The organism is Alteromonas marina (genome assembly GCF_000808575.1).
Lineage (GTDB): Bacteria > Pseudomonadota > Gammaproteobacteria > Enterobacterales > Alteromonadaceae > Alteromonas > Alteromonas marina_A.
In genome coordinates, this window is record NZ_JWLW01000004.1 from 129,730 (window position 1) to 150,239 (window position 20,510).

A 20,510-nucleotide genomic window follows, 5' to 3' on the forward strand; every position below is an offset into this window, starting at 1 on the left:
TCGTACATAAATACTTTGATAAAGAGACCATTAGTTTCTGAGCCTTAGCTTTTGCGATAGCTAACTTTAAACATAAGGCTATAAAGCACGGGCACAGCGATAAGCGTAAGTACCGTGGCGAACGCCAACCCGCCCATAATCGTCACAGCCATGTCAGCAAAGAAGGCGTCGAACAGCAGCGGCGCCATGCCTAAGATGGTCGTGACTGCCGCCAGTGAAACGGGGCGTACACGACTGATAGTAGCCTCTACAATGGCTTGTCGAATGGCGAGTCCTTCTTCTATCTGAAGGTCTATTTCTTCAATAAGTACAATAGCGTTCTTAATAAGCATACCGAACAAGCTCAAAAAGCCGAGAAGCGACATAAAGCCAAACGGCATATCTGTACTAAGAAGGCCTGTAACAACACCTACAACAGCCATAGGTACCACAAGCCAAATGATCAGTGGCTGGCGAGCGTGACCAAACAGCAATACCGAGATAATAAACATGACTAAAAAGCCTGCAGGCAAGCCTGCGCCCAAAGCTTTTTGTGCATCGCTAGAGCTTTCAAATTCGCCGCCCCATTCCAATGAATATCCAGTTGGAAGTTCTATACCCTCAATAAGCGGGCGAATTCTAGCCAAGGCTTTAGCAGCCGTTTCATCATCACCGGGCTCCGCTTCTACGGTAATGGTGCGCACACGGTCGCGACGATGAATACGCATTTCTTCAGTCATTAGCTCTAAGCCTTGTGACACTTGGGTGAAAGGCACGTATTGGCGCTGTTGCGTAGACCATACTTGTGATTCGCGTATTGACTGCAGCTCGGTATCTTCTGCCTTGCCCATCTTTGCGATGATATTGTAAGCGTAGTCACCGTCTTGCACCGTACCTAGCTGAACGCCGCTACTTGCATATTGTATGGTTTGACTAAAATCATTGTGTGACACGCCAGCAATACCTGCGTTGTAGTTATCAAACTGCGTGTTGATGGCAAAACCTTTTTCTCGCCAGTTGTGTCTTACATCTTTAACTTTTCCGTCAGCAAATAGCAGGGCCTTAGCTTGTTCTGCTAATTCACGAAGCACTTCAGTATCTGGACCAGAAAACCTTGCTTCTAGCTTTGCACCAGATCCGGGCCCAAACTGCATTCGTTCCATGTAGAAGTTAGCGTCGAAATCTAGGTCGGTAAGTTTATTTCTAAGCTTCTCTTGAATAGCAGGGATGTTATCCAGTTTATTCGCCCGAACCATGAAAAAAGCATAGTTTTCGTTAGCGCTTTTAGGCGCATAAGTGAGGGTGAAACGGTCTGCACCCTGCCCAATAAAGGTGGTTACAGCCGTGACGTTTTCCATGGCTAAAATACGCGCTTCCGCTTCTTTTGCTATCACTTCAGTGGCACGAATGTCTCTGTCTTGCGGGCCCCAATAATGTACAAAGAATAGCGGCGCATTTGATGGTGGGAAAAAACCTTGCTTTACCATACCAAAGCTTCCATAAGCCACAATAGTGATGACAAAAAGTACACTAATAGTTACCCAGCGAAGTTTAAGTGCACCAAGTAATGCGCTTTTAAACCAGCGCTGCGATGCTGATATTTCGTTGCCTGCAGTCTGACCCATACCTTTGCGGTAGAAATACGCGCCGAGAACAGGCACTAAAGTTACTGCTAATACCCAGCTAATCATTAGGGAAACTAAGACTACGGCAAACAATGAGTAAAGAAACTCGCCGGTGGCATCGTTTGAAAGACCTATGCCTGAAAACGCCGCAATACCGATAACGGTTGCGCCAAGTAGCGGCCACTGCGTGCGCTTAACAATAAAGCTGGCTGATTCTTTAGCTGTGGAGCCGGTGGCCATGCGAAGCATCATGCCTTCAGCAACCACGATAGCGTTATCTACTAGCATACCCATGGCGATAACCATGGCACCAAGGGATATGCGCTGAAGCTGAATATCCATCAGCCACATAACAAGAATCGTACCTAGCACGGTAACAAGTAGCACTGAGCCAACTACCACACCCGAGCGCCACCCCATGAATAAACACAGGGTTAGAGTAACTACGGCGACTGACATGACAAGGTTATTAATAAAGCCGGTTACCGACTCATCAACCACCGAAGCCTGATCATAAATTGGCGTTAGCGTAATACCGACAGGAAGCTCTTGAAGTAGTTTTTCCACTTTTGCGTTAACGCGTTCTCCCACATCAACAATGTTAACGTCGGTCAAGGCCGATACAGAAAGCGTAAGAGCTTCTTCGCCGTTGTAGCGCACATGAACGGGCTGTATGTCCGCAGGCTCTAATTTCAATGTGGCAATATCGGCAACTCTAAGTGAACGGTTAGTGCCCGGCACTACCACAGAAAGGTTAGATATTTCTTCAAGCCTGTCTGGTGCACGTTCTACAATTAGACGTACATTCTTTTCGTCCACTTTAATACGGCCACCGTTAAAGGGCCTTAAGTTATCTTCAAAGAGGGCAGCGAGATCAGGGAAGGAAATGCCCAAGCCCGCTAGTTGGTATGGGTTGATATACGCCACAATCTGTTCTTTTTGAACGCCTGTCACATTAACCTTGGCTACGCCTTCTGTCGTAAGCAGGTCGCGGCGTATTATACGGGCAAACTCGCGAAGTTCCCGTGTATCAAAATCCGGCGCACTTAACGCATAGTAAAGACCGTATACATCACCAAAATCGTCGAACACAATGGGGTCTTGTGCGCCTGTGGGCAGTGAACTGGCAGTGTCTCGAAGGCGCTTTCTTAATTCATCCCAAACTTGTGGCAGCAGGTTACTATCGTACGTGCTTTTCACTTCAACCGTAATTTCAGACAATCCCGGCGATGAAACAGACGTCACTTCTTTTAACTGCGGCATTTGCTGGATGGCAATTTCTAAGCGCTCGGTAACTTCACGCTCCACTTTTTCAGCGCTGGCTCCAGGATAGCTGGTGTAAACCTTTACCTGTTTGATAGTAAACGCCGGATCTTCTAGGCGGCCAATTTTGCTCATAGCCAAAATGCCGCCTAAAAGCAGGATAACTACCATTAACCAAATGTTGACGGGTTTATCAATTGAATAGCGTGCAATATCCATAAACTACTTCTCTCCTTGGTAGGGAAGCACTTTCATGTCTGCACGCATTTGTGTTGCCCCAGCAGCAACCACCTGCTGACCAAGTGTGATTTCAACTTGGCTATTACTCTCGATAATTGCTAGCTCATTTTCAATATGCTTAACGTCTACAGCTTGCTTGGTAACTGTGTTTGTTTCTTCACTGTATACCCATACGGCAAAGCCTGAATCCGCGTTACCTACGAGTGCTCTTACGGGCACAACAAAACCTTCTGGATATAGACTACCTTGTAGGCTTACTCTTACCACTGCGCGTGCACCTGGCGTTAACGGGAGTTCTTCGCGGGGCTCCATGGCAAACACCACTTCGTAGGTTTGCGACACAGGGTCGGGTTGAGTAGAGTGCTCTACGTAGTTCACCGGGTACCATTGGCTGCGATTGGTGGCCAATGTGGCGCTTGCCTGTTTGATACCACGGCCAATATTGGCGGTGAGCAAACGCTCGGGTACGTTAATGTTGAAGTAAATCTTAGATACATCTTGCAGGCGAGCAATGGGGGTACCCGCAGCAACAAAGCTGTTGTTTTCAACTAGGCGTTGAGACACTTTTGCGTTGAAAGGGGCATAAAGTTGTGTGTAGCTTAAATCCTGCTCGGCATTTTTTAAGTCGATAACCGCTAGTTCGTAAGATGTTTTTGCACTATCAAGCGAGCTTTGTGCAACTAACTTTTGGGCGAACATCTTTTCAATTCTATCTAATTCGCGTTTTGCCTGATCTAGGCGTGTTTTCGATTCTTCAACACGACGCTCAAACGGTTTACGGTCGATAGTCGCCAGCAACTTTCCTTTCTCAATATCGCTACCTGTTACTAAGTCGGTTTGAATAAGGCGACCTGAAACTTCAAAGCTCAAATCTACGGTCTTAACCGCAGAAACAACGGCGGGAAAAGTGAATTCGTCGAAATTAGGTATATTGCTTACCGTAGCAAGCTTTACGAAGCGAGGAGTTGCATTTGATTGCTGCTCAACAGGCTCTTCTGAAGAGCAAGCACTTAAAGTTGTAGCTAATAAAACGCTTAGAAATAGAATATGAGAAAATCGCATCACGGACATAGGTATGAGTAATCCATTGTCAGGGTAAATGAAGTTTGAAAGTGTGAACATTAGGTAGCAGGTTGGTTTAATGTAAAAACGCGGTTGCTATCTAAAGTAAACTAGTTAGTGCATTTTAGTGTGGTCGCATTGAAAAGTAAACTGTTCGGTGTAAAATGGCTGGAATATGATAAGGATTAAGTACTATTGAGAACTTCGATATGGTAGGCAACACACGAACGCGCAGTGACATTAAGCGCGAAGCCATTATTCAGGCAGCAACGCAAGCGTTCCAAGAGTTTGGCGTTAACGGTACCAGTATGGATAAGCTGGCCGAACTGGCGAATGTGTCGAAGCGCACAGTGTATAACCACTTTTCTACCAAGGAAGAGTTGGTGATGCACTTGGTTACGCAGCAGTGGCAAACCGCAATTCTCAATATAAATAAAACATACAACAGCGCGCTTCCGTTAGGTGAGCAACTAGAAGACCTTATCTTACAAGACATTGAGTTTATGGTAAGCGAATCCCACTTAGACCTAGCGCGTGTAGCTATTGGCCATTTCTTTTACGAGCCGGAAAAGCTCAAAGATGAAGTTGCACAGTTGAAAGCTCAAGAAACGGCAATGCATCGCTTCCTTAAAGATGCGAAAGCAGATAAGAAGCTTGCCTTTGACGACTTAGATCGCGTTGTTGATGAAATTGATAGCCTAGTAAAAGGGCAGTGCTTTTGGCCTCAGCTGTTCAAAATCGAAGATACGCTTAGCGATAATGACAAAAAAGGTGTAGCGCAAAATACAGCTGCGCTAATTCTGGGACGTTATGCTACTGCGTAACGGCTAGTATTTATTAGAAATGCCCTTAAGTTAGTACACGTTCTGAATATGCTATTGAAGCGTTACTTAAATATCTCACTATCTTTTTTCCAAAAGCCCTAACAGCGTCTATCTCACAACGTCATAGCAAGTACCTTGATGGCAGCAACAGGCTAAAAGGTGCCATCTCATCGTTACCTTCCTTTCATGGCGGCGTCAGTTCAGCAGGGTCTATATATTTGAAGTGTTCCATCTGTTTGGCAAAATAAGCGGCTTGTTAAAAGTATCTTAAAGATAAATTATTTTTTACGAAATGCTTGCTGCTATCTGGCTCAGTTGTCGGAACTAAAGGGGAGTAATTTGTAGGAAGTAACGCTGATATATTGAAAGTACAACGCAAATTCAGAGTGCTTCCTTCAATTAATCTTTTTTAAACTTCTCTAGCAAAATCGACGGATTTGTATGTTTATTGCTCTTTTTTGGGGTGGAGTGCCGATATTTCAGACGTCAATTAAGAAAAGTTATAAAGAGTTTTAAAGTTTTGCAGTATTTGCTCTCGTCATTTTGTCATTTTTTCTATATTATCCAGACCATAAATAGCAACTATTATTATTTGCAATTGCAAAGCAAAAGAACAGTTAAGCGGCTTGGCAAAGCTAGCGACCGAAAAAAGCGTAGCCAAATAATAAAAACCAAGGTTGCAAATAAACACATTACACTTTGAAGAACACTTGGAGAGCAATTTTGAAATTCAAACTTACGAGCATTGCTACTGCGATCATGTTGAGCCCTGCTGTATTTGCTGCCGATATGGAAGATATTGAGAGACTAACAGTGGAAGGCAAGTACCTTTCTGTTAATCAGTCGAACTCTATCAAAAGCCCTACACCTATCATTGATGTTCCACAAAGCTTGTCAATCATTACCGCTGAGGAAATTACGGCTCGCGGTATTACAAGCGTTGGTCAAATTATTGATTACACGCCAGGTGTTAATACTTCTCAAGGTGAAGGTCACCGAGATTCTGTAGTCTTCCGTGGTGTGCGCTCTACTGCAGACTTTTATATAGACGGCAACCGTGACGACGTTCAATACTATCGTGCACTTTACAATGTTGAGCAGGTAGAGATTCTTCGTGGTCCGAACGCGCTGCTATTCGGCCGAGGCGGTACAGGCGGTATTTTAAACCGTGTATCTAAAAAGGCGAAAACGGGCGACAAATTCGTAAACTATAACGTTTCTGCTAACACCTTTGGTGCTTACAACCTTCAACTAGATACAAACGTTGATACAGGCGACAAATCTGCGCTCCGCATTAATGCTATGTACGAAAGCTTGGATAACCACCGTGACTTCTATTATGGCGATCGCTATGGCTTTAACCCAACTGCACGTTTTGAATTGAGCGATGACACCATTGTTGATGTGTCATACGAATATATCGATCATGAGCGTTTCATTGACCGTGGTGTACCAACGGCAAACGGCGAACCAGTAGAAGCGTTTGAAGAAATCGTGTTTGGTGACCCAGATAATAACTATCAAACACTGGGCGCTGATGTTTTCCGTGCAAACGTTGAGCACACTTTCTCAGATAACCTGAAAGGTAACTTCAACGCTTTTTACGGTGACTACGATAAAGTTTACTCAAACTTTTACGCCGCGGCTTATGACGCCGACACTGAAGTAGTAACCCTTGACGGTTATGTAGATACTACTCAGCGTGAAAACCTTATCTTGTCTTCAAACTTAGTAGGCGAGTTCGCAACTGGCAGTATTGAGCATACGGTTATCTTTGGTGGTGAGGTTATTAATACCAAGTCAAACCAAGACCGTTATAACCCAGAATTCGATTCTCGTGTAGGTGCTAATGACCCTGAAGGTACGCTGCGAAACGATCAGGAGATGTTTAATGTTTCTCGTCCTCTTAATTTCAGAGGACTGAGCGGTGTAAACAGTGCAGGTAATGCAGTTACTGCTACATTCTATAATGGTGTGGACAACACATTAAACGATGACACCCATGTAGACTTGGACGTTTACTCTTTCTACGTGCAAGACGAAATTGCACTATCAGAAAACTTCGACCTAGTGCTAGGCGCGCGTTTCGATAGTTTCGATATTGAGGTGTTTAACGTTAAAGCAGCTGAAACGCGCAGCAGAAAAGATGAAGAAGTATCACCGCGTGCGGGCCTTGTTTACAAGCCACAAGAGAATATCTCAATTTATGCGAGCTACAGTGAGTCATTCCTACCACGCAGTGGCGAGCAGTATGCGAATATCAACGGTGATGCAGACGCGCTTGACCCAGATACCTTCACTAACCAAGAAATTGGTATTAAGTGGGACTTCAGTGACAGCATGAGCTTTACGGCTGCTATCTTTGAAAATGAGCAAACGTCACTTGATAACGACCCTAACGATGCAGAAAGCTTCGTAGAAGTCGACTCAGATGTATCAGGTTTTGAGCTTCAGCTTCAAGGTTATATCACTGATAAGTGGTACGTTACTGCAAACTACAGCAACCTAGACGGCGAAAATGCAAGCGGAGTAGAGCTTCGTGAGCTACCTGAAAATACCATGTCGGTATGGACAACGTATGAAGTGAATGAAGTATTTGGCTTCGGCATTGGCGCAACATACCAAGACGAAAGTAAAGTATCGACAAGTGCTACATCGCCTGTACTGCCTAGCTATACGCGCGTAGATGCATCTGCGTACTACACACTTAGCGACAAGACACGTCTTCAGCTAAACGTTGAAAACCTAACTGATACGCTTTACTTCCCGAATGCACACTCTACTCATCAGGTAACAGTAGGTGCGCCAATTAATGCGCGTCTATCACTGATTGGTTCTTTCTAAACTAACCGTCAGTTTTAAAATATTGTTTAAAAGCCATTCGCGAAAGCGAGTGGCTTTTTTTATCTCTGCACTTTGTATTTAGAGGCTTTGTGCTCTATTCGCCTTGCTTTGCAAAGTCGGTAAGTGTCTGCCCATCCATACGATAGCCTAACCATTCACTCTTTGGTTTAGCGCCAAGTGACTCGTAAAAATCGATAGCTGGTTTGTTCCAATCTAAAACGCTCCACTCGAAACGCCCGCAGTCGTTTTCTACCGCTGTTTTTGCTAAATGTTGCAGCAGTGCTTTACCCGCTCCAAGGCCTCGGGATTTCGGCGATACATAAAGATCTTCAAGATAAAGTCCGTTGCGACCTTGCCAAGTGGAATAATTAAAGAAGTACACTGCAAAGCCAATAGGGGCGTCATGATTCTCGCAAATAACACAGTGCGCTGTGGCACCCTCGTCGAATAATGTCTTAAGAAGCGCATCTTCAGAAGCTTCTACTTCGTGCTCTGCTTTTTCGTAAATAGCGAGTTCTAGAATGAATTGGCGAATTTGTGAAATATCGTCGGGCGTTGCAGGTCTAATTGAAATGCTGTTGCTCATGGTGACTCCCGTCAAAAATCTTAAAAAAAATGAGCCAACAAAGGCTCATTTAAAACAATAACGTGTTTGTAGCTTTTCTTAGCGATAAAAGCTAGTCCATCGATGCACTTGGCTGAGGTACATGTGTATGAGAGCCATTATTGCCGTCGTCACCTTTGGTAGGCTTTTTGCGCACTATCTTGTGCTTGATAAACGTGAACGGGCCGCGTAAATCAAGCAGTATTAGGTACAAGCATGGCACCAATATGAGCGTTACAAGCGTAGCGTAGAGTACAGCGAAGCCAAGCGCGGCCGCCATGGGAACTACAAATGCTGCTTGCAAGCTAGTCTCAAACATAATGGGCAGTACACCCACAAATGTAGTAATTGAGGTTAGCGTAATCGCTCTAAAACGCGCAGTACCTGCCTCTGTGACCGCTTCTTTAATGCTGTAACCTTGGGCACGGCGCTGATTTACAAAATCCGTCATAACCAGCGAGTCGTTGATAACAACCCCAGCTGCTGCAATAAGGCCAAAGTTAGACATCATAGATAGGTCTAAGCCTAGTACAAAGTGGCCGAACACTGCACCTGTAAAGCTAAATGGAATAACCGACATAATGATAAGCGGTTGCCCATAACTTTTTAGCGGAACAGCAAGAAGGATATACACCATGATCATGGCCGCTAAGAAGAAGAGTATTTGCTCGTTTTGTTGCGCCTGCTGCTCTTCAATGTCACCGCCAAGCTCTGTCATAACCGATGGGAATGACTCTTTGAGTTGAGGCAGTAGCTTGTCTTGTATTTCAGTAACGACCTCATTAGGTTCAACTTTTTCTTCATCAATGTTGCCCCAGATATAAACACTGCGGTAACCGCCCTCGCGGCGAATATAGCTAATCCCTGGCTTTTCTTCTAATGCCACCACGTCACCTAGCATGACTTCTTGGCCATTAGGGGTGGTGATCAGAGAGTACTTCAAGTCAGCAAAACGTTCCCGCGTAAGTTCAGGGTAGCGAACCATTACTTTAACTTCTTCGCCGTTGCGAATGACGCGCTGCGCTTCGCCACCGTAAAAACCTGCGCCGACCTGTGAGGCGATATTCGACAGGGTAAGACCTAAATCGTAAGCAACCGGAAGCAACGTCATTTGCACTTCTTTACTTGGTGGGTCGATGGTTGAACTAACGTCAAACAAGCCTTCTTGCTGCTGCAGCATCTCAATGAATTTAAGGCCGGCAGCGTTTAGTGTGTTAATGTCTGGCCCAAATAGTAAGTAGCCAAACTCTCCATCGTCACCGTCACCATTCACATCATCAATTACGGTAAAAGACTTCATACCGCTAATTTCAGGAATTGCCTCGCGCCAGCGACGTGCAAGCTCGAATGTGTCAATAGGGCGGTCTTCCTCATTAACCAGCGGTGTGAGTATGCGCCCTTCGTTACTATCTTCGTTGAAGGCGAGACGATCACGAATCATGCCTTGACCAAACTCATCAATGATTTGCTCTTCCACATCTAAAATAGTTTGTTCAACAATTTTAAGTGCATTGATGGTTGCAAGATCTGAAACATTTTCATTCATCTCTATTCTCACGCTTGGAAAGTCGTGAGGTACTTTAGGATTTGGCACCATGCGCACGTAGTTTGCCCCAATTAGCCCCATGCTAAGCATTAGCATGGCTACGAACATCATCAGTACTGCCCAGCGCCACTCAATGGCTTTAGTCACGGTACGCTTGTATGGGCCATTTACAAACGCAAAGAAGCCTCGATTGAAGCGGGCACGCCAGCTATCTTGCCGTACAGGTGAGAATTTCGTATGAGCTAAATGCGCAGGCAAGATGAGTTTTGACTCTATTAAGCTAAACGCCAAACACAAAATAACCACAACAGCGATGTTGTAGAAAAATGCACCTTCAGGACCGCTGCTCAGTGTAAACGGAGCAAACACCGCTATGGTAGTGAGTACGCCAAAAGTTGCGGGTGTTGCTACGCGCTTAGCACCACGAACCACGTTATCAACGCCGCCGCCCTTACTCTCAATTTCGGTATAAGCACTTTCCCCAATAACAATGGCGTCATCAACGACAATACCCAGCACCATGATGAACGCGAAGAGCGAAAGAATATTAATACTCACCCCAAAAACAGGCATTAACATCATGGCACCTAAGAAACATACTGGTAGGCCGACCATAACCCATAGCGCTAATCGAAAGCGCAAGAAGAGAGTTAGCATAAATGCTACAAGCACTGAGCCCTGTACTAGGTTTGACAGCATCATGTCTAAACGGGCGTTGAGGTAATAGGTCATATCTACCAAAACTTCTAAACTAACGCCTTGAGGAAGGGTTTCGTTTTTCTGTTCTATATAGGCTTTTACGGTCTCAGCCACAGGAATGGTATTTTGGGTTTTCGTGGCTTTAACGGCAATGTAAATGGCGTTCATGCCGTTGTACTTAAAGTAACGTTCACCTTCAACAAAACCGTCGTTAATGAAAGCAACATCACCTAGGGTAACTTTAGCGCCACCTGTACCAATTTTAATTGGGATTTGTTTGAATTCGTCACCGCTGTAGTATTGGTTTTCAACCCGCACCGACACGATACCGGCATTGGTTCTTAGCTGGCCTGCAGAGATATTCGCTGAATAACTATTAATAGCCTGTGTCACATCTGCAATGGTTAAACCATACTTTCTGAGCGTATCGGGCTTTATCTCGATGGCAATTTCATCATTGGGCGTGTTGGCTTCCACCAAAGAAATAGAACCAAGTTGAAGCAGTTCGTCTTCGACTTCTTTTGCCAGCACTTTAAGTTCGGACAGCGGTAAGTCGCCAACAATCGGCATTTCTATAACTTGTTGCTGAAACTCTACTTGCGACACATTTACTGGTTCCATTCCGGCAGGGAAGGTGGCAATACTGTCTACGCGAAGTTTGACCTTATCCAACACATCAGTAAGCTCAGCTTTTGTGTCAATCTCTAAAGTGACGGCACCGCCACCCCTAAACACACGGGACACGGTACGTTTAATTTCTGTAATGTCTTTTACCGCTTCTTCTACTTTTATGAAGATACTTTCTTCTATTTCTTGAGGAGACGCGCCAGGGTAGTTTGCTTCAACAGTAATGTAGTTAATTTCGATGTTAGGAAACATCTGCCGCTGAATAGTAAAGTAGCTGGCAATACCCATGACAATGATGAAAAACATCAAAAGGTTGGCCGCTACAGAATTTCTTGCAAACCAAGAAATAATGCCGCTTTGCGTATCGTTATGATTTTCCATGACAGCTCCTTAGTTAGCTTGTGCTGTCACGATTTCAGCTGTGGTCTCAATAACCTTTACAGGCATGCCGTTCTGTGGGTATTCAGGTAGACTCATTACTACTTTATTCGCATTGAAGTCGCCCTGAATGAGGAAGTCGCCATTTTCCTCACGCACCACTTTCACTTTCTGAGATTTCAATCTGTCTTCATCGTCAAGGGTCCATAGCAAGCGGTTAGTTACCAATTCTTGTGGTACGCGATACACGTCACTTAACGTTTTACCTTCAAATGATATCGTGCTGTAAGAGCCAAATTTAACGATAGGTTTTGATGAATTGATTGCATAGGGGTCTTCAATGCGTGCAACGAAATAACTCATGCGCGTGGTGTTGTCTACAACACCAGTATCTCTTTGGATGGTGCCTTTTACCGTAGCGCCCTGAATGTCATCGACTTCAATGGCAATCTCGCTTCCTATTGTGCTATCTGAAAGGAAAACGCGGTCGAACCCGGCAATAGGGAAAGTAACTTCGGCATACTCTATGTTGTTAAGGACAGCGACTGGTGAACCCTGAGTAACATAGTCACCTGTGCTAATGTCTCTTGATACGATCAAAGCATCGTATGGTGCTTTCACTTTACAGTTATCTAAATCACGCTTTGCTATTTTTAGTTGGGCTTCTGCAGATTTAAGCGCTGCCTTTGCGCTCATTACTTGTGGTTTGCGAAGGTACAAATCGGTAACCCGCGCATTAGGCATTGTTTTGGCCTCCTTTGCCGCCACATCTGCTTGCGCTTCTTCTTGAATCAACTGAGCTTGTGCACTCGCTAAATTTGCTTCTGCCAATAGAAGCGCTGCCTCATACGCATCGGCTTCTATTTCAAAAAGGACTTCACCACGTCTTATTAGACCACCGCTTACAAATTTAGGGTTCCATCTCTCAACTTCACCCGATACTTGCGCAGCAAGATTTGTGGTTTCAAGAGGCATGATTTCGCCATAGGAAGTGAGTTGTACGCGCACGTCTTCTGGCGATAACGCTTCAATAGTGACGGTTGGGCGAGTATCAACTTCCTCTTTTATAGCGCTGTCAGAAGCAGACGCTTCGATTCCTTTCATTCCTAAATAACCTACCAGTAAGACACCGATAGGTAATGCAACTTTCATCCATTTCATGGCTAGATCTACTTTTATAACGAATACTAAACATAGTGTAGCGCTAAAGTGTTTCAGTAATACAGCGCAAATGTAACTAAACGTGAGTCAATTTTGTGTAAAGGCAGGTAGATCGTTAAAACGAAGTTCGTTGTTCGGAAAGAGGAGAAGGGGAGATGCTCGAGATACTGCAAACTTGATCCCTGCCATTATCCTTGGCGTAGTACAGCGCTTTGTCAGCACACCGTATAGCGTAGGAGATATCGATACCCGGTGTCACCTCACTTACGCCAAAGCTGCTTGTTACGTGAAATTCACGGCCGTTAATATTAAGGGGGGCTTGATTTAAGGTTTTTCTTATTTGCTCTAGTGCCTGCACTGCACCTGCTTCATCAGTGTCATTAAAGATAAACATAAACTCTTCACCGCCCCACCGCGCGATTATGTCTTGCTTGCGAAGACGGGAGGTAAACACTTTAGATATCTGTACCAGCACTTCGTCACCTTGCTCGTGACCTAAGGTGTCGTTAATACTTTTAAAACGGTCAATATCGGCAATAGCGATTGAAAACTTACTCTTGTTACGCACAACTCTTGCGTATTCCCGCTCCAGGCATTGCTGTGCACCGCGCCTGTTCAATAATTGAGTAAGGTGGTCATGTTTTGCCTGACGCTCAAACTGTTCGCTTAAATAAAGAGCAGTATCGTAGCTTTTTTGGCGGCTATACTCGTAAAAAGCAGATAGAAAGGAGACTGTCATAAATGAATAGAGCAGCCTTGTTTTAAAGGCATAGGTATATTGGGCGACTAGTATAGCTTCATCGAACCCGAACATGATGACAGCGCTCACCATAGTGAATGAGATAAGTGAAAGTAATCCACGAATAAACCCGGCAAAAAACATGGTGACAGGTGGTACCAAGTATATCCATAAAGGCCCTGTATTATCTTTTCCACCCGTTATGAGTAGCAATAAAGTGAGCACCATGAGGCAGAGGATTAATAAGGTTATGGAGGCAGTGCGCGCGCGTGGTGTTGCAACACGTACCTGTAATCGCTGAGATATGGCGAAAACGACGCTGGCGGTGAAAAGGGTTGTTGAAAGAGAGTATTCAGCTGCGAAGAACGCTCTACAACCCAGAATAAATGTAATAGACATACCCACGGCGGCGAACAAGTTGACAACCATGATGCGCCTGTTGGTTTCGTCTTTGTAGTGGCGACTTACACCGCTAAATACATATTGCTTTAAAATACCAAGCATAACTGTAAAGTGCTAAAGGCTCTGATCAACGTGTAGAGCCAACTGAGTAATCGCGTTTCTCATGGCTTTAATACTTGACGAAAACCCGTCATTTTCTATCGTTGCTTTGAATTTGAAGGGATGAAAAGAAGTACCGTTTGCTGTGCTGCTGATTGTATACTGACCAGAGAATACGACGTCGCCCTCATAGGTACTAATAAAATCCTCAATGTGTAAAGATAAGTGGGTTGACTCTTCGTTGAGGTATTGGTCCCCGCGATTAAGTGATACTTTTTTATCGGCCAATGCGCTTGTTAGTACTTTCGTTACGCCTTCTTCCACTGGCTCAGCCCACAAGTGACGCGTTGAAATGTGCAAATTGGTGTCACTTGTTTGGTACACTAACCCCCTTTGCTTTAAGTACTCCGGCAGGGTGATTTTATCTAAAATAATGACTTTTTGGGCAGCGCTATGCATCAAGGGCATGCTATTGGTTGAGTGAAGCAAATAGTAATTAAGTGAGGTAGGCGCAGAGGTACACCCCTGCATTAACAGAAATGTAAGTACTAATACACTAACTTGTAACGCTTGTTTTCTAAGAAAAGCCAAGCCCGATGTAAACTGCATTATCATTCGATTTGAGTCCTTCATCCTTGAACGGCGGATGCACTGGTAATAATCTACACTGTATTCACAATCTTTCACATTAGACCATAGCGCTATCAAGCATTGGTATATTGTGAAAATTAGCAGCTATGTATAATTTTCGCATTTTTTATGCCAAGTAAGCTGTATTAACTTTCAAACGTGAAAAAACGCATATCTCTAATTTCCAGCTTTAGGTTGAATATCTGCTTCGCTTTCCTGTGAAAAAATTAAGCTATTAGGAGATTGATTCAGTTTCAACAGTAACGGTTGTATATTTCGCATGGTTTCTTGAAGGGCATCAACGGTTTCTTTTATCTCCGATTGATTAAATCCACCTTCACTGTAGTTTTTGAGCAAGCCATCAAGACTCACAAGCACTTGATTTAGATTGCTGTTGAGCGCTTTGGCATCGATATCTGCAATCAGAAGGTCAAAGTCACTGCTTGCGGTTTCAACCGACTCTGCTGCTAAACGCATATCCTCAACGGCAAGTTGAACATTTTCTACCATTTCCTTAAGCGGAAGCTGATTTATCTTATCCAAGATAGCGTCGGCTTTTTGAGTTAACTGCGTGAATTCGTTACTAACAGTAGGAATGACTTCATAACCGTTAATTACTTCTATTTGACTGGTGTAGTCTGCATCGGGTACATGCTGTAAATCAACGTACAAGCCACCGGTTAAAACATTGCCCATGCGTAACGACGCCCGAAGATCTCTCTCAAGCCAGTTTCTAATCGTTTGCTTTATCGCGTTTAGGCCTTCTTTGGTATCTGGCTGTCTTGCCTTGCCGGGATAAATATTAATAAGTACGGGGATGGGATAGCCACGCTCTAGAATACTCCCTTCAACAGCAGGGAAAGAGTTAATTGCCGTTACGTTGCCAATCTCAATTCCACGGTATTCTACAGGGGCGCCAACGGTCAGGCCTCTAACGCTCTCATCAATGAGTAACAGATATTCTGCTGCCACCTTGTAGCGAGCATCTGACGCTGATGTGCTGTCGCCATAAATAGTAAAGAAAGCGTTATCGAGCACTTGCTCGCCCTTAGGTACGCCATCGGGAATTCCAAAGGTAATACCGTTTGCCAACAATGTTTCCAAGCTTCCCGTTTCGACGCTTACTCCATTAGATTCAAGTAATAACTTAACGCCACTGACATCCCAAAAGCGTGTCGTGTTAGTTATGAGCTTGTGGTAGGGCGCTTCGATAAATGCATCGTAATACACAACGCGCTCTTCAATATTAAATGTGGCGTCTTCAAATTCACCAACCTTGAAGCCCTTGTAGATAATAGGATCGCCAGGTTTGTAGGCAAATTCGTCGTCACTTTTTAACATAACATGCAGCCCTGGAGTGCCAGGAGGCGTAACCGGTGGGCGTTCAAGTGCCGTAAAATGGAGTTGCTCTTTGCCTTTATCATGGGCCGACATAGCAATATAACTGCCAGATAAAAGCGTGTTGAGCCCTGATACTTCGGAAAAACTTATGCGGGGAGCGACGACCCAAAATTTTGCATTTTCATTAAGAAGGTGAGAGGCGCTTGCGTCAATTCTGGCGGTGACAAGGACACCATCTAAATCAGGCTTGAGCGTTATTTTCTTTACTTGTCCAATATCCAAGTCACGCACTTTTATAGGAGTTTTGTTTACTTCGATACCGGTAGCCGAATGCAGCTCTATCGTAATAAGAGGGCCCTGATTCTTCCATTGGTAGTACACCATCCAGCCACCAATAACGATAACAAGAATTGGGATAATCCAAATGCGAGAAATGGACGAGGTCGGTTTGACCTTAGCTTCATTAATGTTCGGATCGTTTGTGGTCATGGTAATTGCTTCCACTGCTGCCAAATTAGCCTCGAATCAAACGTCATCGCGGCTATCATCGTTACAAATACAACGGCACAAAAGGCGAGTGCCGCTTGGCCTGGATAAATAGACATGGTGTTCCCCATCTGAATAAGGGATACCAGCACTGCTACAACAAAAACGTCTATCATCGACCAGCGGCCTATCGCTTCGGTGATGCGGTAATAACGTATACGTAATTGTTTTGAAGTGGTTTTCTCACGTTGTACAGAAAAATTAAGCCAAGCAAGAATGATTATTTTCGCCACGGGTACTACCACACTGGCAATTAAAATAATTAATGCAACAGGATACGACCCCGATTCCCACAACGAAATCACCCCCCCAATAATGGTATTTGGTGTTTCTTGGCCAAAAAATTCAGTATACATAATTGGCAGTACATTAGCAGGAATATACAAAATACAAGCGGTTAATAACAGCGCCCAGGTTCGCTGAATACTAGCCTTCGCTTGGTTCTCACAGAGTGGCTTAGGTTGCGGAGGTTGCCCGCGTGACATCCACATAGCGTAACGTGTGGTATCGAATTGGGATATGCAAAGTGCAGTAAATGCCGAGAAGCCAACAAAGGCGTAAAACGACAGGCCGATAGAAACATCGGCCAGCTCGGTAATTTTGATAAGACTAACTAAGGTACCTACAAGAAAAATTTCAGCCATGCTCCAAGGCAAAAGCGCTTTGACAAGTTTGTAGAGCCGAGTCAAATAAAATGGGCGTCGGTTTTGTAATTGGGCTAAAGATAAAAGCAACAGACCTGCTAATACCATACCGGGTAGCAGTAATGTGGCTAAACTGGTTATTATCGCTAACGACAAGTAGTCGTGTTCAATCAGTACGGTTATTCCAGTGGGAAGGTCGATACTGTGCTTTTGCCCGCTCGCTTTGAATGTCAGGAAATTAAAAGGTAGTGAGAGCAATAAAAAGATCAAAGCACTGAAAGCATAAGCGAGTAACTTTTCACTTGCCCCATTGCGATGAGATATAAGCGTGTGGTTGCATACCGGACATACGGCCCGTTGCCTGTGTGCCAGAACGGGGATGTTTACCTGAGTATGGCATTGCTCACAAACTATCGATAACGTATTTGATTCAGCCATAAGCTTTTGCACGACACTTTTTGTATGCTCGTTGTAAGATAAATAGTAGCCTAGAGGTATAACCCGTTGATTTTTAGCATCAACAGCATAGCTTATTGCGAGCATGTCGGGAAGTATAGCTAGCCTTATTTAAAAGTATAACAACAATAATTGACGACTAAGTGATGGAAACAGCAAACGAAATTCGCAGCGTGTATGGAAAAGTAAAGAAGCAGTTAAACCGTTTACTTCTAAAAAGGCGTATTGGCTTTTTACGTTTTTGGGTAAGTATTACCTTCGCTCAGCGTTGTTATTTCTTGGCAACGGGGATGCTTTTACTGCAACTGTTTTTCAGTATCGAAAGCCGGCTTTTTGAGGTCATTATGTTTGGGTTTGCGCTCGCTGGCATCGTGAGCGAGACCTGGCCTAAATTTATGAGCCTTTGGAACAGCTTACCGGGAAAAGCGATTATTTTATTTGTGTACGCCGTTATCGCAAACTTCGCATTAGCGTCCGCTAGTGGGCTAGTAAATAGCATAACCGGCGTTTCCGCAGGCGCGCTGCCCTACAGTCACAATTTCGCGCTCATACTTATGGTGCCAAGCTGGTTCTTTGTCACCACCTTAATGGCACTTGTTGGCGGGATGTTAGTTATCTTTGTTTATGTGTTTTTCCTATTATTATTAAAGCCCTTTGGTGTACAAAGGCTATGGCATCAACCAGGCTATCGTTATGTGTTATCCACCGCTGTTGCAAGGTTTGTGTGGACCCTTGGTGTCGCCCTGCAGCTAGGCGTTTTGGCAGGGCAGGTGGGACTACTATCTGAATTCAGTAATGAAAGCGCTAATGCGTTGATAACAATAGAAAATGAGATTGAAGCCCAGCCTGAAAATGGCGAGGGCAAACCAATCGATGAGCAAGAAGATGAGACTTCTGAGTTGGAAGAAGATTTAACCGCGCTTCTCACCGATGCAAAACAAAAAAGTATTCGTTATAAAAAAACACAGCGCCAGGCACTAGCTAGTTTTATTTATGAGTTTGAAGCAGACTCTCGCTCCCGCTGTGCTCATCCTGAGGGGACGCGCGTTATTGAGCTTAACGACTACGAAATTTTGCAAATCGAGCCAACGCAGGAAGATGACATTGGCTATGCTTACACTGTAGTACCATGTCGCTCAGCTGCCATTGGTATTTCAGTAAATCCATAAATTAGCGCAAAGATACAAGGGTTTAAAAAATAAAAAGCCCGCATGCAGCAGCGGGCTTTAAAAATATAGTAAACAACTGCTTAGAAGCTAGCGTTGCCTGGTGTACGTGGGAATGGGATCACGTCACGTACGTTTTGCATGCCGGTTACGTATGCCACAAGACGCTCGAAACCAAGACCGAAACCTGAGTGAGGTACGGTGCCGTAGCGGCGAAGGTCGCGGTACCACGCGTAGTCTTCTTTCGATAGGCCCATTTCGTCAAGGCGTGCATCGAAAACGTCTAGTCGTTCTTCACGCTGTGAACCACCGATGATTTCACCGATGCCTGGCGCAAGTACATCCATTGCTGCAACAGTCTTACCGTCATCGTTAATGCGCATGTAGAACGCTTTAATATCTTTCGGGTAGTTCTGCATGATAATTGGCGCACCAACGTGCTCTTCTGCAAGATAGCGCTCATGTTCAGAAGATAAATCGATACCCCATTCAACAGGGAATTCGAATTCTTTGCCGCAGTTTTGCAGAATTTCGATAGCGTCTGTGTAGTCCATGCGAACAAAGTCAGAGCTTACTAACTTTTCTAAACGCTCAATGGCGTCTTTCTTAATACGCTGAGCAAAGAACGCCATGTCATCAGGCAGTTCTTCAAGCACGGCCTTACATACATATTTCAGCATGTCTTCAGCAAGCTGTGCAACATCTTTCAATTCAGCAAACGCCACTTCAGGCTCAATCATCCAAAACTCGGCAAGGTGGCGAGATGTGTTTGAGTTTTCTGCACGGAACGTAGGCCCGAAGGTGTACACCTTCGACATAGCTGTACAGTAAGTTTCAACGTTAAGCTGACCTGATACCGTAAGGTAGGTTTCTTTGCCGAAGAAATCTTCTGAGTAGTCAACATTGCCTTTGTCGTCGCGTGGAAGATTCATCATATCAAGCGTTGATACGCGGAACATTTCACCTGCACCTTCTGTATCGCTAGCCGTTAGAATTGGCGTAGAGATCCAGAAGTAGCCTTTCTCGTGGAAAAAGCGGTGAATAGCCTGCGATAAACAGTTGCGAACGCGGGTTACCGCGCCGATAACGTTCGTGCGTGGGCGAAGGTGCGCATATTCGCGAAGGTACTCAATGCTGTGGCGTTTAGCGGCCATTGGGTAGGTATCAGGGTTTTCTACCCAACCTAAAATTTCAACGTCAGTTGCGTCAATTTCAACGGCTTGGCCTTGGCCCTGAGACTCTTTCACTGTTCCGGTAACCGATAATGAGCAGCCTGCTGTTAAGCGCTGGATATCGGCATAATTTGACAGAGAATTTAGCGCAATAACTTGTACAGGATCGAAGCAACTACCGTCGTGTAGTGCAATAAATGATAACCCCGCTTTAGAGTCGCGGCGTGTTCTTACCCAACCCTTTACGGTTACCGATTCGCCAACGGCGTACTTACCTTTAAGTACGTCAACTACGGGCGCATGCGTCATGTTAATTTCTCCGTCTTACTAATTTTATGTTGTTGCTTTCTATTGAGTCATTTTCAACAACACAGTGCATTCAACTGTGAATGATAAAATGCACTAAAATTTGTTTTATGGTCAATGTTTTTGGATTGCCATGCCGATAAGTAAATAGGATCTG

General features: G+C 44.5%; 13 protein-coding genes. 3 read left to right on the forward strand and 10 right to left on the reverse strand.

Features of this window, described 5'->3' with window-relative positions; all coding sequences use genetic code 11:
* Positions 1-44: 44 nt before the first annotated feature.
* Both RJ41_RS03115 and RJ41_RS03120 read right to left on the reverse strand, forming a co-directional pair.
* Positions 45-3,086, reverse strand: a complete 3,042-nt coding sequence (locus RJ41_RS03115) for an efflux RND transporter permease subunit (protein WP_039216806.1) — start codon at positions 3,084-3,086, stop codon at positions 45-47.
* 3 nt (positions 3,087-3,089) lie between these two features.
* The gene (locus tag RJ41_RS03120; RefSeq protein WP_240485717.1) at positions 3,090-4,178 is read right to left on the reverse strand and encodes an efflux RND transporter periplasmic adaptor subunit; all 1,089 of its coding nucleotides are present in this window, start codon (positions 4,176-4,178) and stop codon (positions 3,090-3,092) included.
* Positions 4,179-4,378: 200 nt separating this feature from the next.
* On the opposite strand from RJ41_RS03120, the gene RJ41_RS03125 reads away from it, so the two are divergent.
* The gene (locus RJ41_RS03125) at positions 4,379-4,993 is read left to right on the forward strand and encodes a TetR/AcrR family transcriptional regulator (protein WP_039216808.1); all 615 of its coding nucleotides are present in this window, start codon (positions 4,379-4,381) and stop codon (positions 4,991-4,993) included.
* Between the two features lie 723 nt (positions 4,994-5,716).
* Positions 5,717-7,837, forward strand: a complete 2,121-nt coding sequence (locus tag RJ41_RS03130; protein ID WP_039216809.1) for a TonB-dependent receptor — start codon at positions 5,717-5,719, stop codon at positions 7,835-7,837.
* 94 nt (positions 7,838-7,931) lie between these two features.
* Here the strand turns inward: RJ41_RS03130 and RJ41_RS03135 are convergent, their stop codons facing one another.
* The 7 genes from RJ41_RS03135 to RJ41_RS03165 form a co-directional block, all read right to left on the reverse strand.
* The gene (locus RJ41_RS03135; RefSeq protein ID WP_039216811.1) at positions 7,932-8,423 is read right to left on the reverse strand and encodes a GNAT family N-acetyltransferase; all 492 of its coding nucleotides are present in this window, start codon (positions 8,421-8,423) and stop codon (positions 7,932-7,934) included.
* A gap of 91 nt (positions 8,424-8,514) precedes the next feature.
* Positions 8,515-11,694: an efflux RND transporter permease subunit gene (locus tag RJ41_RS03140; RefSeq protein ID WP_039216813.1), complete on the reverse strand. Its 3,180-nt coding sequence runs from the start codon at positions 11,692-11,694 to the stop codon at positions 8,515-8,517.
* Positions 11,695-11,703: 9 nt separating this feature from the next.
* Complete coding sequence (locus RJ41_RS03145) at positions 11,704-12,852, reverse strand: efflux RND transporter periplasmic adaptor subunit (RefSeq protein WP_039216815.1); 1,149 nt, start codon at positions 12,850-12,852, stop codon at positions 11,704-11,706.
* Positions 12,853-12,967: 115 nt separating this feature from the next.
* Entirely contained in the window at positions 12,968-14,095 is a 1,128-nt protein-coding gene (locus tag RJ41_RS03150; RefSeq protein WP_039216817.1) for a sensor domain-containing diguanylate cyclase, read from the reverse strand.
* A gap of 12 nt (positions 14,096-14,107) precedes the next feature.
* Positions 14,108-14,707, reverse strand: a complete 600-nt coding sequence (locus tag RJ41_RS03155; protein ID WP_039216820.1) for a PqiC family protein — start codon at positions 14,705-14,707, stop codon at positions 14,108-14,110.
* A gap of 192 nt (positions 14,708-14,899) precedes the next feature.
* On the reverse strand, positions 14,900-16,552 hold the full coding sequence (gene pqiB / locus RJ41_RS03160; RefSeq protein ID WP_039216822.1) for an intermembrane transport protein PqiB: 1,653 nt from the start codon (positions 16,550-16,552) through the stop codon (positions 14,900-14,902).
* Positions 16,549-17,691 carry a paraquat-inducible protein A gene (locus RJ41_RS03165; RefSeq protein WP_156964752.1) on the reverse strand — a complete coding sequence of 381 codons (1,143 nt, stop codon included), beginning with the start codon at positions 17,689-17,691 and terminating at the stop codon, positions 16,549-16,551. The genes pqiB and RJ41_RS03165 overlap by 4 nt, the downstream gene beginning before the upstream one ends.
* Before the next feature lie 164 nt (positions 17,692-17,855).
* Here RJ41_RS03165 and RJ41_RS03170 point away from each other — a divergent pair, with 164 nt between their 5' ends.
* Complete coding sequence (locus RJ41_RS03170) at positions 17,856-18,878, forward strand: hypothetical protein (RefSeq protein ID WP_039216825.1); 1,023 nt, start codon at positions 17,856-17,858, stop codon at positions 18,876-18,878.
* A gap of 80 nt (positions 18,879-18,958) precedes the next feature.
* Here the strand turns inward: RJ41_RS03170 and asnS are convergent, their stop codons facing one another.
* The gene (asnS, locus tag RJ41_RS03175) at positions 18,959-20,356 is read right to left on the reverse strand and encodes an asparagine--tRNA ligase (protein ID WP_014997865.1); all 1,398 of its coding nucleotides are present in this window, start codon (positions 20,354-20,356) and stop codon (positions 18,959-18,961) included.
* Positions 20,357-20,510 lie beyond the last annotated feature (154 nt).

Coding starts and splice junctions, on each gene's coding strand:
- RJ41_RS03115 (WP_039216806.1), bottom strand. CDS start 3,086: ATGGATATTGCACGCTATTCAATTGATAAACCCGTCAACATTTGGTTA.
- RJ41_RS03120 (WP_240485717.1), bottom strand. CDS start 4,178: ATGTCCGTGATGCGATTTTCTCATATTCTATTTCTAAGCGTTTTATTA.
- RJ41_RS03125 (WP_039216808.1), top strand. CDS start 4,379: ATGGTAGGCAACACACGAACGCGCAGTGACATTAAGCGCGAAGCCATT.
- RJ41_RS03135 (WP_039216811.1), bottom strand. CDS start 8,423: ATGAGCAACAGCATTTCAATTAGACCTGCAACGCCCGACGATATTTCA.
- RJ41_RS03140 (WP_039216813.1), bottom strand. CDS start 11,694: ATGGAAAATCATAACGATACGCAAAGCGGCATTATTTCTTGGTTTGCA.
- RJ41_RS03145 (WP_039216815.1), bottom strand. CDS start 12,852: ATGAAATGGATGAAAGTTGCATTACCTATCGGTGTCTTACTGGTAGGT.
- RJ41_RS03150 (WP_039216817.1), bottom strand. CDS start 14,095: ATGCTTGGTATTTTAAAGCAATATGTATTTAGCGGTGTAAGTCGCCAC.
- RJ41_RS03155 (WP_039216820.1), bottom strand. CDS start 14,707: ATGATAATGCAGTTTACATCGGGCTTGGCTTTTCTTAGAAAACAAGCG.
- pqiB (WP_039216822.1), bottom strand. CDS start 16,552: ATGACCACAAACGATCCGAACATTAATGAAGCTAAGGTCAAACCGACC.
- RJ41_RS03165 (WP_156964752.1), bottom strand. CDS start 17,691: ATGGCTGAATCAAATACGTTATCGATAGTTTGTGAGCAATGCCATACT.
- RJ41_RS03170 (WP_039216825.1), top strand. CDS start 17,856: ATGGAAACAGCAAACGAAATTCGCAGCGTGTATGGAAAAGTAAAGAAG.
- asnS (WP_014997865.1), bottom strand. CDS start 20,356: ATGACGCATGCGCCCGTAGTTGACGTACTTAAAGGTAAGTACGCCGTT.